This is a genomic window from Nonomuraea sp. NPDC050328 (assembly GCF_044459405.1).
Lineage (GTDB): Bacteria > Actinomycetota > Actinomycetes > Streptosporangiales > Streptosporangiaceae > Nonomuraea.
This window is the reverse complement of the sequence record NZ_JBITIW010000015.1, coordinates 150624-163211: the sequence shown is the minus strand read 5'-3', so window position 1 is coordinate 163211 and position 12588 is coordinate 150624. Positions and strand designations below refer to the sequence as shown.

Sequence of the window (12588 nt, the reverse complement as noted above, 5' to 3'; positions counted from 1 at the left end):
AAGTTTCCTTTTAACAAGGGGATTGACCGTGCGACGCACCGGGATGGCCGCGGCTCTGATCGCCGCCCTGCTGGCCGGCGGCTGCTCGACCGCCGACTCCGCCCTGCCGACCGAGCAGGTGAACGCGGTGGACGTGATGTTCGTGCAGATGATGCTCCCGCACAACCAGCAGGGCATGCGCCTGGCCGGCATCGCCGGCGACCGGGCAGCCGCGGCCGAGGTGCGCTCGCTGGCCGCGGCCATCGAGACCACCGAAGCACTGGAGATCAGGGACATGACCCGCTGGCTGCACGAGTGGGACCAGCCCCTGGCCGCCCCCAGCTCCGCGCACGCCGCCCACGGCGGCCTGCCGGAGACCAGCGAGAAGGAGATCGCCCGGCTGGCCAAGGCGACCAGCGGGTTCGACCGCGACTTCCTGACGCTGATGATCGCCCACCAGGACGACGCGGTGCGGATGGCGAAGCTCGCGGCGCTGAACGGCTCCAGCCCGCGCGTGCTGAACCTGGCCCGGCAGGTCGACCGGGCCAGGTCCGCGCAGGTCACCTACATGCGGAGCCTGCTGGGCAAGTAGCCGTCACAGCCGCTGCCAGAGCGACGGCGCGTTGGGCGGCTCCCAGCCGGTGAGCGAGGTGTGCCCCTGGAGGCAGCGGTAGGAGGCGCCGCCGTAGGTCACGGTGGAGCCGGTGGCGTAGGTGATGCCGGGCGCCCACGAGCCGCCGGGCGGCAGCGTCGGGGTCGCGGTCGGGGACGGGGTGGGCGAGGAGGTCGCCGTCGGCGTGGGGGACGGGGTGCTTCCGCCGCCGCCGATGTTGACGTCCATGCAGCTGTAGAAGGCCATGCCGGTGTCGGCGATGTTCCAGATGGCGAGGATCTTCTGGCGGCCGCTGAAGCCGCCCAGGTTCACCGTGTGCGAGATGGTCGAGGGCGGCTGCTGGCCGTTGCCCGCCACGAACCCCACCCGGGTGTTGCCGATGTAGTACTCGTAGTCACGCGTGGCGTGCCGGGCGGTGAAGCGCCAGGTGAAGGTCACCGAGGAGCCGACGCCGGTGACCGGCCAGGCCTTGCTCTCGTCGCTGAGCGGCGCCCAGCGGGAGTCGCCGGCGTGGCAGTTGCGCTGGCCCTTCGGGCCTTCCACGCTCTGCGGCTCGTAGACGACCGGGCCGCAGTTGGCCACGCGACCGGCCGCGCAGTGCGCCTGCCGGCTGGGCGGCGCGGTCACGTAGCCGTGCGCGAAGGCGGGTTCGGCGATCACCGCCGTGCCCGCCGCCACGAGGAAGGCGGTTGACAGGATGGTTAGGAGTCTTCTCATGAAACGCTCCTGTGAAATGGGGGGATAACCCAAATGTAAAAGAAAGTTTCCTGTCTTTTAAGGGGTATGGCTGACTTTGGGTCCCCCCGCTTGTCAGATTTCCGCCCTACAGGAGGTGGAGGGGGAGCTTGACCACGGTGACGAAGAAGTGGTCGATCTGCCGCACGACCCGGATGAACTGCTCGAAGTCCACCGGCTTGGTCACGTAGGCGTTGGCGTGGAGCTGGTAGCTGCGCACGATGTCCTCCTCCGCCTCGGAGGTGGTCAGCACCACCACCGGGATGCTCCGGAGGTTGAGGTCCGCCTTCACCTCCGCCAGCACCTCCAGCCCGCCCTTGCGCGGCAGGTTGAGGTCCAGCAGGATCAGGTCCGGCCGCACCGCGCCCGCGTAGTCGCCGCGCCGGTGCAGGAACTCCATGGCCTCCTCGCCGTCGGAGACCACGTGCAGGTGGTTGCGGACCTTGTTGAGCTCGAAGGCCTCCTGGGTCAGCAGCACGTCACCCGGGTCGTCCTCGACCAGCAGGACCTCGATCGGCTGGAAGTCAGGCACGGCTCGTCCCCCGCAACGTCCAGCGCATGGTCGTCCCCTCCTGGACCGAGGTGTCCACCCAGATGGTGCCGCCGTGATTCTCCACGATCTTCCGGCAGACGGCGAGCCCGATGCCGGTTCCGTGATAGGCGTCGCGCGGATGCAGGCGCTGGAAGAGCAGGAAGATGCGCTCGGCGTACTTCTCCTCGACGCCGATGCCGTTGTCGGCGCAGGAGAACTCCCACAGCCCGGCGCCGGCCGGCCGCGCCGACACGTGCACCACCGGCGGCTCGGCCGAGCGGAACTTCACCGCGTTGCCGATCAGGTTCTGGAAGAGCTGGGTCAGGCTGGTGTGGTTGCCCAGCACCTCCGGCAGCTCGTCGTGGGTGACCGTCGCGCCCGACTCCTCGATCTGCGCCTCCAGGTTGCGCACCGCGGCGCGCAGCGGCAGCTCCGCGCTGATCGGCGCCTTCTCCCCGCCCATGCGGTCCACCCGGGAGAAGTCGAGCAGGTCGTTGATCAGCGACTGCATGCGCTTGGCCCCGTCCACGGCGAAGTGCATGTACTGCCGGGCCCGGTCGTCGAGCTGGTCGCCGTAGCGCTGGTCCAGGATCTGGGTGAAGCTGGCCACCTTGCGCAGCGGCTCCTGCAGGTCGTGGCTGGCGACGTAGGCGAACTGCTCCAGGTCGCCGTTGGAGCGGCGCAGCTCGGCGGCCTGCTCCTCGGCCAGCCGCCACTGCCGCAGGATCTCGCGCCGCATGCCGTCGATGTGGCCGGACAGCGCCACCAGCTCCGGCGGGCGCGCGACGTCGATGCGGCCCTCGAAGTCGCCCTTGGTGACCGCGTCGACCTGCTCGGCCAGGGTGGTGATCGGCTTGAGCACGACCCGGCGGACGACCAGGCCGAGCAGGATCAGCAGGGCCACGGTGACCACCAGCAGCACGCCCAGGGCCACCGCCTGGTCGAACGCCCGGGCCTCGATGACCGTCCTGGCCTGCTCGTGCCGGCGCTCCAGGACCGTGCGCTCGGCGCCCACGGCCTGCCGTACCGCGGCGTAGAGCGCGGTGTTGACCTTGGCGAGCTCGGTGCTGAGCGGCCTGCCGGCGGCGATGAGATCGCCGTAGCCGCGCCGCCAGGCGTCGGTGGCGGCCGCGATGCCGTCCAGCATCGGGGCGTCCTCGGGCACGAGGCGGCGCAGCTCGCCCAGGATGGCCGCCTCGTCGCGCCGGGCCTGCCGGTAGACCTCCAGGTGGTGCGGCTCCTTGGTGAGCCCGTAGGAGCGCACGGAGGCGTCCTGGCCGGCCTGGACGAGCGCCAGGTCGAGCGTCTTGAGCGCCGCCGGGTCGATCACGTCGATGATGCGGGTCCGGACGTCGCTGAGGTGCATCGTGGCGTTGACCATCAGCGCCGACCCGGCGAGGATCACCAGCGCGCCCACGATGGCGGCGTAGCGGAACCAGCGGTCGAGCGACCAGCCGGCCATGGGCTCAGCCCCTTCTCGTCACCAGGAGCGCGGCGACATCGTCGTTGATCTCCGAGACGCCCTCGATGATGCGGTCGAGGTCGATCGTGCCGTGTTCCTTGATCACCTGCACCAGGCCCTCGGTGCCGAGCAGGTCGGAGCCGTCGCCCACGGTCGCCTCGATCAGGCCGTCCGTGTAGACGAGCACCGACCAGGCGCGGCCGAGCTCCACGTCGACCGGCTTCCACTCCGCGTCGGGGAAGATCCCCAGCGGCGGTCCGGACGGCGAGGCCGCGGCGGAGCTGACCGTGCCGTCCCGCATGATCAGGGGCGGCGGGTGGCCGACGATGTACATCCGGGCGTGGTCGAGGCCGGGGGAGATGGTCGTGGAGCAGAGCGTGGTGAAGATCTCGGGGGACTTGCGCTCCTGCCGCAGCAGCGAGTCCATGATCTGCAACATCTCGGTGCCGGTCTTGCCGGCCATCACCAGCGTGCGCCAGGCGATGCGCAGCGCCACCCCGAGCGCCGCCTCGTCCGGGCCGTGCCCGCAGACGTCGCCGACCACCAGGTGCACCGAGCCGTCGGCGGTCTCGACCGTGTCGTAGAAGTCGCCGGCCAGCAGCGTGCGCTGGCGGCCCGGCCGGTAGCGGCTGGTGCGTTCGAGCTGGGTGGTGCGCAGGATCGGGGTGGGCAGCAGGCCGCGTTCGAGGCGGGCGTTCTCCTTGGCGGTCAGCTCGGCCTGCACCAGGTTGAGCTGGGCCAGGTCGGCGCGCTTGCGCTCCATCGCGTAGCGGACCGCGCGGGCCAGCAGCCGGGCGTCGACGTCCTGCTTGACCAGGTAGTCCTGGGCGCCCGACTGGACCGCCGCCACCCCCACGTGCACGTCGCGCAGCCCGGTCAGCACCAGCACCGCGGCGTGCGGCGCGATGGCCAGCACCTGCCGCAGCGCCTCCAGCCCGTGCGCGTCGGGCAGCGAGAGGTCCACCAGCACGCAGTGCACGCTGGTGGTCAGCCGCGGAGCCGCCTCGGCCAGCGAGCGCGCCCAGATCAGCTTGGGCGGCACCTCCGCCTGCTTCAGCAGCTCCTCCACGAGCACCGCGTCGCCGGCGTCGTCCTCGATGAGGAGCAGGGTCAGCGGTACGTCGAGGGTCTGCGTCACGGGGTCATTCTGCGATGAGCTCGAGCCCCTGGGGAAGGGTGTGCTCGTGCGCGGACTCGGCGAGGAAGAACAGGAAGGTGTCGCGGAAGGCCAAGGCCGCCCGGGTGGGCTCGACGTCCTTGCGGTGCGCGAGCGCGATCGTGCGGCTCAGTCCCGGCGGCGCCAGCGGGGTCCCGGCCAGGCCCGGCCGGCCGTCCAGCACCATCGACGGCACCACCGCCCAGCCCAGCCCCGACTCCACGAAGCGCAGCACCGCGTCCATCTCGCCGCCCTCGACCGCGTACCGCGGCTCGAAGCCGGCCTGCCGGCACGCGCTGAGCGTGGCCTCCCGCAGGTCGTAGCCGCGCCGGAACATCACCAGCGGCTGGGTCCGCAGATCCTCTATCCGCAGGTACGGCTTGCGCGGCGCGTTGTGCGAGGGGGTGGCCACGACCAGGCTCTCGCGCAGGATCTCCTCGGTGACCAGGGCCGGGTCGTCGCTCTGCAGCGGCAGGATGATCAGCGCCAGGTCGAGCTGGCCGCGGGCGAGCGTGCGGACCAGGTCGCGCGAGCCGCCCTCCTCGACCAGCAGTTCGACGCCCGGGTAGGTGGCGTGGAAGCGCGCCAGGGCGTCGCCGAGCAGGCCCGCGCAGACGCTGGGGGTGGCGCCGAGCCGTACCCGGCCGCGCTTGAGTCCGGCCAGCTCGGCCACCTCGCGCCGGGCGGTGTCGGCGTCGGCGAGCATCCGCCTGGCCAGGGGGAGCAGCGCCTCACCGGCCTGGGTCAGCGTGACGTTGCCGCGGGCACGCGAGAAGAGCGGCGCGCCGAGGTCCTCCTCCAGGGCCTTGATCTGCTTGCTCAGCGAGGGCTGGGCCACCCGCATCCGCTCGGCCGCCTGGGTGAAGTGCCGGGTCTCGGCGACCGCGACGAAGTAGGCGAGCTGCTGGAACTGCATGTGAGATTCGTCGCATTCGTCGGGTCGTGGGCGCTATAAGGGCGGGATAAATCAAGGATCATAGCCTAAGGCTATCGAAACCAGATCGGTGATGACTTGGACGGATCGTCGCAGGGTACCTAGCCTCTCAAGACGTGACAGCCACGATAGAGCGCGGTGCCGCCACGGCGCCGGTAGCCCCCGTTCCGCCAGCGCAGCCCGCCGCGCCCAAGCCGCGCAGGAAGTCGAAGGGCTTCCTCGGCTCGTCCAACGGCAAGAAGGTCACCATGGCCGCCACGGGCGCGATCATGGTCGGCTTCCTGGTCCTCCACATGCTGGGGAACCTCAAGATCTTCCTGGGCAAGGACTCCTTCAACGAGTACGCCCACGCGCTCCGCACGCTGCTGGAGCCGATCCTGCCCTACCGCACCGTGCTGACCATCCTGGAGGTCATCCTGGCCGCCAGCGTCGTGCTGCACATGTGGGCCGCGATCTCGCTGTCCCGCCGCGCGCGCCAGGCCCGGCCGGTCAAGTACGCGGTGAAGAAGTCGCAGGCCGGCGGCTACGCCACGCACATCATGCGCTGGGGCGGGCTGACCATCGCGCTCTTCCTCGTCTGGCACCTGCTCGACCTCACCTTCGGCGTGGTCAACCCCAAGGGCTTCGACTCCGCCCCCGCCGACCGCATGATCGCCGGGTTCGACCCCTCCCGCTGGTGGGTCACCGTCATCTACGTCGTCGCCGTCGTCATGGTCGGCCTGCACCTGCGCCACGGCGTGTGGAGCGCCTTCCAGACCCTGGGCTGGGCGGCCGGCCGGTACAAGGCCCTGCGCGGCGTCGCCGGGCTCCTGTCGGCCGTGCTCATCGTGGGCTTCCTCGCCCCGCCCATCGCCATCATGATCGGATTCAAGGGATGAACTACACCGAGGGCTCTGAGATCCGCGACACCAAGGCGCCCGCCGGCCCGATCGAGGAGCGGTGGGACAAGCGGAAGTTCTCCGCCAAGCTGGTCAACCCGGCCAACAAGCGCAAGCTCAACGTGATCGTGGTCGGCACCGGCCTGGCCGGCGGCTCGGCCGCCGCCACCCTCGGCGAGCTCGGCTACAACGTCAAGTCCTTCTGCTACCAGGACTCGCCCCGCCGCGCGCACTCCATCGCGGCCCAGGGCGGCATCAACGCGGCCAAGAACTACCGCGGCGACGGCGACTCGATCTACCGGCTCTTCTACGACACGGTCAAGGGCGGCGACTTCCGCGCCCGCGAGTCCAACGTCTACCGGCTCGCCCAGGTCTCGGTGAACATCATCGACCAGGCGGTCGCGCAGGGCGTGCCGTTCGCCCGCGAGTACGGCGGCCTGCTCGACACCCGCTCCTTCGGCGGCGCGCAGGTCTCCCGCACCTTCTACGCCCGCGGCCAGACGGGCCAGCAGCTCCTGCTCGGCGCCTACCAGGCGCTGGAGCGGCAGGTCGCGGCCGGCACCGTGGAGATGTTCACCCGGCACGAGATGCTGGAGCTCATCGTCGACGACGGCAAGGCGCGCGGCATCATCGTCCGCGACATGGTCACCGGCGAGATCGAGCGGCACGTCGCCGACGCGGTCGTCCTGGCCACCGGCGGCTACGGCAACGTCTTCTTCCTGTCGACCAACGCCAAGGGCTGCAACACCACGGCCATCTGGCGGGCGCACGAGAAGGGCGCCTACTTCGCCAACCCCTGCTACACGCAGATCCACCCGACCTGCATCCCGGTCTCCGGCGAGTACCAGTCGAAGCTGACCCTGATGTCGGAGTCGCTGCGCAACGACGGCCGCGTGTGGGTGCCGCTGCGCAAGGGCGACGACCGGGCCCCCGGCGACATCCCCGAGGACGAGCGCGACTACTACCTGGAGCGGATCTACCCCTCCTTCGGCAACCTGGTCCCGCGTGACATCGCCTCCCGCGCCGCCAAGAACGTCTGCGACGAGGGCCGCGGCGTCGGCCCCGGCGGGCTCGGCGTCTACCTCGACTTCGCCGACGCCATCGGCCGCCTCGGCCGCGACGCGGTCGAGAAGAAGTACGGCAACCTCTTCGAGATGTACGAGCGCATCACCGGCGAGGACCCCTACTCCCAGCCGATGCGCATCTACCCCGCCGTGCACTACACGATGGGCGGCCTGTGGGTGGACTACGACCTGCAGTCCACCATCCCCGGCCTCTTCGTGATCGGCGAGGCCAACTTCTCCGACCACGGCGCCAACCGCCTCGGCGCCTCCGCGCTGATGCAGGGCCTGGCCGACGGCTACTTCGTGCTGCCCACCACGCTGGGCGACTACCTGGCCGCCGGGCCCTTCGGCGAGGTGGACGAGCAGGCCGTCGCCGAGGCCGAGATCAAGGTCCGGCAGAAGATCGACCGGCTGCTGGCCGTCAACGGCACCCGCACGCCCGACTCCTTCCACCGCGAGCTCGGCCGCATCATGTGGGACTACTGCGGCATGGAGCGCACCGAGGAGTCGCTGCGCAAGGCGCTCGACCTCATCCCCGCCCTGCGCGAGGAGTTCTGGCGCAACGTCAAGGTCAGCGGCACCAACGAGGAGCTCAACCAGGTGCTGGAGAAGGCCGGCCGCGTCGCCGACTTCTTCGACCTGGCCGAGCTCATGTGCCTCGACGCCCTGCACCGCACCGAGTCCTGCGGCGGCCACTTCCGCGCCGAGTCGCAGGACGCCGACGGCGAGGCCCTGCGTGACGACGAGCACTTCGCCTACGTCGCCGCCTGGGAGAAGGGCGAGGACGGGTTCGTGCTGCACAAGGAACCGCTCGAGTACGAGTACGTCAAGATGACCCAGCGGAGCTACAAGTGAACCTCGTTCTGAACGTGTGGCGGCAGAGTGGCCCCACCGACGCCGGCCGCATGGTCAAGTACCAGGTCCAGGACGTCTCCCCGGACATGTCCTTCCTGGAGATGCTCGACGTGCTCAACGAGCGGCTGATCCTGGAGGGCGACGACCCGATCGCCTTCGACCACGACTGCCGCGAGGGCATCTGCGGCATGTGCGGCATGGTCATCGACGGCGTGCCGCACGGCGAGCAGCGGGCCACCACGACCTGCCAGCTCCACATGCGGCACTTCGAGGACGGCGCGACCATCACCATCGAGCCCTGGCGGGCCGCGCCCTTCCCGGTGGTGAAGGACCTCGTGGTCGACCGGTCGGCCTTCGACCGCATCATCCAGGCCGGCGGCTTCGTCTCCGTCCCGGCCGGGTCCGCGCCCGACGCCCACTCGGTGCCGGTCCGCAAGGACGACGCCGACGCGGCCTTCGACGCGGCCACCTGCATCGGGTGCGGCGCCTGCGTCGCGGCCTGCCCGAACGGCTCGGCCTCGCTGTTCACCGCCGCGAAGATCACCCACCTGTCGCTGCTGCCGCAGGGCCAGCCCGAGCGCGTGTCCCGCGCCAAGGCGATGGTGGACCAGATGGACCTGGAGGGCTTCGGCGGCTGCACCAACACCGGCGAGTGCACGGCGGTCTGCCCCAAGGGCATCCCGCTGGACACCATCGCGCGGATGAACGCCGACTACCTCAAGGCCAACGCCAAGTAGTCGTTCAGGACGGGTGGGGTACGGCCGGCCGTACCCCACCCCTCGCAGGTCAGGCGGTCAGGCCGAGCTGGCGCATCATGGCGTCGCGGTCGTAGAAGAGGTTCTCCTCCACGATCCGCCCGTCCGCCCAGCGCGCCACCGTGCAGAAGTCGACCTCGAAGGACTTGCCGGTCGGCGGCAGGACGGTCCCGTCGGGCAGGTGCATGGGCTCGGTCATCGTTCCGCTGAAGCGGGCGATCGAGCACGTCCAGTCGCCCTCGGCGAGCAACACCCGGTAGGGCCGGTTGCTCACCTGGTTGTCGGGGAAGGTGGCGAACACGCGCCGCGCGTCGGCCTCGTGGTGCTCGACGCCGTGGCTGGGCGGCTGCCCCGGCAGCCGGACCACCACGTCGTCGGCGTGGTAGCGGGCGAAGGTGGTCCAGTCCTGGGCGTTCCACGCGTCGTCGACGAGCTGCATCAGTTCGGAGGGAGTGGACATCGGTTCTCCTTTCGGCGACCGCCACGCTACTATCCTTCGGGAAGTAGTTACCAAGAGGAAAGCGGCTCATGGCTGCCCCCGAGTTCGACCCCTGCCCGATCGGCCCGGCGGCCGACCTGATCTTCGGCCGGTGGACCGCGCAGGTGGTGTGGGTGCTCAACCACCACGGCCGCCTGCGCTTCACCGAGCTGCAGCGGATGGTGCCCGCGATCACCCCCAAGGTGCTCACCGGCCGGCTGCGGCAGCTCGAACGCGACGGCCTGGTCGAGCGCACCTACCACGCCGAGATGCCGCCCAGGGTGGAGTACGCCACGACGCCCCTGGCCCGGAGCCTCACGCCGGTCTTCGACGCGCTGGCCACCTGGTCCGACGCCCACCTCGGCCAGATCGCGACGGCCCGCGAGCGGTACGACGCCGCGGACGGACCGCGCTAGCGGGGTCGCAGCCCGCGCATGGCGAGCTCGGCGACGTCGTCCAGGAAGGCCTCGTCGGTCGGGCGGCCCGAGACCAGCAGCCGGTAGTAGAGCTGCGCGTAGACCAGCTCGATGGCGCGGTAGGGGTCGATGTCCGCGGCGACCTCGCCGTCCTCCTGCGCCCGGCGGATCCGGGCCGCGACCAGGTCGGAGGCCGGCTCGATCAGCCGTTTGCGCAGTTCGGCGCCGAGCTCGGGGTCGTGCTGGGCCTCGCCGACCAGCCAGGACAGCACGGGCAGCGTGTCGCCGACCGTGTGGATCCAGGCGTCTTTGATCATCTGCTTGAGCTCGGTCTCGAAGTCGACGCCCCGGGGCTCGTTGAGGCGCTTGTAGAGCTGCCCCTCCAGCCGCCGGGCCCAGGCGTCCAGGACGACCGCGCCCTTGGACGGCCACCAGCGGTAGATCGTGCGCTTGCCGACGCCCGCGCGGGCGGCGATGCCCTCGATGCTGACCTTGGCCAGCCCGCCCTCGGCCGCCATGGCGAGGGCGGCGTCGAGGATCGCGGCGGTCGTCTGCGGGTTGCGCCGGGCGGGGTCGGGTGCGTGCGCCGGGGTCATGCCACCTCACTTCCAGTCGGTCCGAGGGTATCGGCTCGGGGAGACGATCCGGTTCGTGTTGACAGGGAGGTACGGCTCTGCCCTACAGTTCGGGGATACGGACCGGATCGTGTCGCGATACGAACCGGTCCGTATTCTATGCGCGGAAAGAGGAATCATGAAGAACGAGTTGTACGACTACAGCCCGATCATCGACCGGCCGGCGATCACCTGGCCGGGCGGGGCGCGCGTGGCGTTCTACGTCGGGCTCAACGTCGAGCACTTCGTCCTGGGGAAGCCGTCCACCAGCATCAACCAGGGCACCGCCGGGCTGGTGCCCGACCCGCTCAACCACGGCTGGCGCGACTACGGGCCCCGCGTGGCGATCTGGCGGATGATCGACATCTTCGACCGGCACGGAGTACGGCCCAGCGTCCTGCTCAACTCGGACGTCGCCGCGGAGTACCCGCAGATCATCGAGGCCGGCCGGGCCCGCGACTGGGCCTGGCTCGCGCACGGAAAGAACAACTCGACCGTGCAGGCCGAGGTCGAGGCGGAGGAGCGGGCCTACCTGACCGAGGTCGTCGAGACCATCGAGAAGGCCACCGGGCGCCGGCCGCGCGGCTGGATGGGGCCGGCGCTGAGCGAGACCTTCCAGACGCCCGCCCTGCTGGCCGAGCTCGGTCTCGACTACGTGATGGACTGGACCAGCGACGACCAGCCGTACTGGACGAACGTGCCCGGGCTGATGAGCGTGCCGTACACGCTGGAGCTGAACGACCTGGGGCTGTTCACCGCGCACTCGATCAGCGGCCCGGACTTCGTGCGGATCGTGCGGGACCAGCTCGACCAGTTGCACGCCGACGCCGAGCACAGCGGTCGGGTCATGTCGCTGGCCCTGCACCCGTTCGTCACCGGGCAGGCCTTCCGCGCCAAGTACCTCGACCAGGCGCTGGAGTACGTGGTCAACCACCCGGGGGTGTGGACCACCACCAGCGACGAGATCGCCGCCCACTACGCCGCCACGATGGGGGCGTAGCGGGCGGGCGACGACTCAGGCGGTCCAGTCGGGGCGGCGGCCCAGGAAGCGCAGGAGCTTGGCCGCGTCGTCGTCGCCGGGCTGCTCCTCCAGGGCCGTGGCGTAGGCGCCGTAGGCGCGCAGGGGCTCCACGATGGCCAGGGCGGGCTGGAGGCCGCGCGCCAGCTCGGATGTGAGGGGCGAGGGCTGGCCGGTGGCGACGGCGATGTCCCAGGCGTGCACCGCCGCGTCCAGGGCGCAGGCCGCGGCGCCGACCTCGGCGGGCAGCTTGTTCGGCGGGACGGGGACCGGCACCTCGGCGGCGTCCGGCGCGATGGTGGCCCACGCGGCGGCGGAGGCGCGCATGGAGTTCTCGGCGAGGTCGGCGGGGGAGCCGTCGATCCGGCCGGAGGGGGCGAACGGGTTCTCCTCCGGGCCGGGACCGCCGGTGATGAAGGCGGCGAAGCCGAGCTGGTCGCCGGCGGCGTGCTGGAGGACCTGGGTGACCGTCCACTGGTCGCAGGGGGTCGGCCGGTCCCAGGCGTCGGCGGGGACGCCCTGAACGGCGGTGCGCAGGGCCTCGTGGGCGGCGGTGAGGACGGTCCAGGGGGTGTTGTTCTCGCTCATGTCTTCACTCTATCAGAACGGAACCATCTATTCCACTATTTGGCTTCACCGGTCTTCAGGGGAGGACGAGCTCGGTCACCTTCACGGCCATCGGGCCCGCCGGGTCGTAGACCACCCGGACCGCCAGGCGCCCCTTCCGGAGCACCTCGTACAGCCCGCCGGGACCGCACTCGGTCTTGCCGAAGCCCTTCCTGGTGTAACTGTCGTGCGGGTAGCCCGCCGCGCGCTTGCCGCACTTCTTGTTGACCTGGTAGAAGCGCAGGCCCTCGGTGTAGTCGATCCTGATCGCCTTGCCGCTCTTCTTGCCCAGCGACCAGCCCGGCAGGCCGCTCTCGCCGAGCTCGCCGAGCGTGGCCTTGGTGGGGGTGACGATCATCGCCGAGTCGCCGGACATCTTGGCCCAGCCGTACACGGTCTTCAGCGAGCCAGGGGCGGCCTGGGCCGGGACGGCGGTGAGCGCCAGCGCGGCCGCGCTGGACAGGCCGAGGAGGAGGGGAGTGTGTCGCATGAA

15 protein-coding genes are annotated in these 12588 nt (G+C 70.7%); 6 read left to right on the top strand and 9 right to left on the bottom strand.

The annotated features are described in order from the left end of the window. Positions 1-28 precede the first annotated feature (28 nt). Complete coding sequence (locus ACIBG7_RS39645; protein WP_357930792.1) at positions 29-571, top strand: DUF305 domain-containing protein; 543 nt, start codon at positions 29-31, stop codon at positions 569-571. A gap of 3 nt (positions 572-574) precedes the next feature. On the opposite strand, the gene ACIBG7_RS39640 is transcribed toward ACIBG7_RS39645, so the two are convergent. The 5 genes from ACIBG7_RS39640 to ACIBG7_RS39620 all read right to left on the bottom strand — a co-directional run bounded on the left by ACIBG7_RS39640 (position 575) and on the right by ACIBG7_RS39620 (position 5393). Then, the gene (locus ACIBG7_RS39640) at positions 575-1309 is read right to left on the bottom strand and encodes a lytic polysaccharide monooxygenase (RefSeq protein WP_357930789.1); all 735 of its coding nucleotides are present in this window, start codon (positions 1307-1309) and stop codon (positions 575-577) included. Positions 1310-1415: 106 nt separating this feature from the next. Then, positions 1416-1859 carry a response regulator gene (locus ACIBG7_RS39635; protein ID WP_357930786.1) on the bottom strand — a complete coding sequence of 148 codons (444 nt, stop codon included), beginning with the start codon at positions 1857-1859 and terminating at the stop codon, positions 1416-1418. Further along, positions 1852-3321: an ATP-binding protein gene (locus tag ACIBG7_RS39630; protein ID WP_397339589.1), complete on the bottom strand. Its 1470-nt coding sequence runs from the start codon at positions 3319-3321 to the stop codon at positions 1852-1854. Before ACIBG7_RS39630 ends, ACIBG7_RS39635 begins: the two co-directional genes overlap by 8 nt. A gap of 4 nt (positions 3322-3325) precedes the next feature. Then, the gene (locus ACIBG7_RS39625) at positions 3326-4459 is read right to left on the bottom strand and encodes a fused response regulator/phosphatase (protein ID WP_357930782.1); all 1134 of its coding nucleotides are present in this window, start codon (positions 4457-4459) and stop codon (positions 3326-3328) included. A gap of 4 nt (positions 4460-4463) precedes the next feature. Next, positions 4464-5393: a LysR substrate-binding domain-containing protein gene (locus ACIBG7_RS39620; protein WP_357930779.1), complete on the bottom strand. Its 930-nt coding sequence runs from the start codon at positions 5391-5393 to the stop codon at positions 4464-4466. Between the two features lie 134 nt (positions 5394-5527). Here ACIBG7_RS39620 and ACIBG7_RS39615 point away from each other — a divergent pair, with 134 nt between their 5' ends. Genes ACIBG7_RS39615 through ACIBG7_RS39605 form a run of 3 tightly spaced genes read left to right on the top strand, consistent with a single transcriptional unit; the run spans position 5528 to position 8945 of the window. Next, positions 5528-6289 (top strand): succinate dehydrogenase cytochrome b subunit, encoded by a 762-nt coding sequence (locus tag ACIBG7_RS39615; RefSeq protein ID WP_357930777.1) that lies wholly within the window; start codon positions 5528-5530, stop codon positions 6287-6289. Beyond that, a complete protein-coding gene (locus ACIBG7_RS39610) occupies positions 6286-8208 on the top strand; it encodes a fumarate reductase/succinate dehydrogenase flavoprotein subunit (RefSeq protein ID WP_357930774.1) in 1923 nt (640 codons plus the stop codon). The genes ACIBG7_RS39615 and ACIBG7_RS39610 overlap by 4 nt, the downstream gene beginning before the upstream one ends. Continuing rightward, positions 8205-8945: a succinate dehydrogenase/fumarate reductase iron-sulfur subunit gene (locus ACIBG7_RS39605; RefSeq protein ID WP_357930771.1), complete on the top strand. Its 741-nt coding sequence runs from the start codon at positions 8205-8207 to the stop codon at positions 8943-8945. The genes ACIBG7_RS39610 and ACIBG7_RS39605 overlap by 4 nt, the downstream gene beginning before the upstream one ends. 49 nt (positions 8946-8994) lie before the next feature. On the opposite strand, the gene ACIBG7_RS39600 is transcribed toward ACIBG7_RS39605, so the two are convergent. Beyond that, the gene (locus tag ACIBG7_RS39600; RefSeq protein WP_397339588.1) at positions 8995-9423 is read right to left on the bottom strand and encodes an ester cyclase; all 429 of its coding nucleotides are present in this window, start codon (positions 9421-9423) and stop codon (positions 8995-8997) included. Between the two features lie 68 nt (positions 9424-9491). Here ACIBG7_RS39600 and ACIBG7_RS39595 point away from each other — a divergent pair, with 68 nt between their 5' ends. Continuing rightward, a complete protein-coding gene (locus tag ACIBG7_RS39595) occupies positions 9492-9857 on the top strand; it encodes a winged helix-turn-helix transcriptional regulator (protein WP_397339587.1) in 366 nt (121 codons plus the stop codon). Here the strand turns inward: ACIBG7_RS39595 and ACIBG7_RS39590 are convergent. Continuing rightward, the gene (locus tag ACIBG7_RS39590) at positions 9854-10453 is read right to left on the bottom strand and encodes a TetR/AcrR family transcriptional regulator (protein WP_397339586.1); all 600 of its coding nucleotides are present in this window, start codon (positions 10451-10453) and stop codon (positions 9854-9856) included. The genes ACIBG7_RS39595 and ACIBG7_RS39590 overlap by 4 nt on opposite strands. 157 nt (positions 10454-10610) lie before the next feature. On the opposite strand from ACIBG7_RS39590, the gene ACIBG7_RS39585 reads away from it, so the two are divergent. Then, positions 10611-11471 (top strand): polysaccharide deacetylase family protein, encoded by an 861-nt coding sequence (locus tag ACIBG7_RS39585; RefSeq protein ID WP_397339585.1) that lies wholly within the window; start codon positions 10611-10613, stop codon positions 11469-11471. A gap of 15 nt (positions 11472-11486) precedes the next feature. On the opposite strand, the gene ACIBG7_RS39580 is transcribed toward ACIBG7_RS39585, so the two are convergent. Further along, positions 11487-12077, bottom strand: a complete 591-nt coding sequence (locus ACIBG7_RS39580) for a TIGR03086 family metal-binding protein (RefSeq protein ID WP_397339584.1) — start codon at positions 12075-12077, stop codon at positions 11487-11489. Between the two features lie 55 nt (positions 12078-12132). Next, positions 12133-12585: a hypothetical protein gene (locus ACIBG7_RS39575; protein WP_397339583.1), complete on the bottom strand. Its 453-nt coding sequence runs from the start codon at positions 12583-12585 to the stop codon at positions 12133-12135. Positions 12586-12588 lie beyond the last annotated feature (3 nt).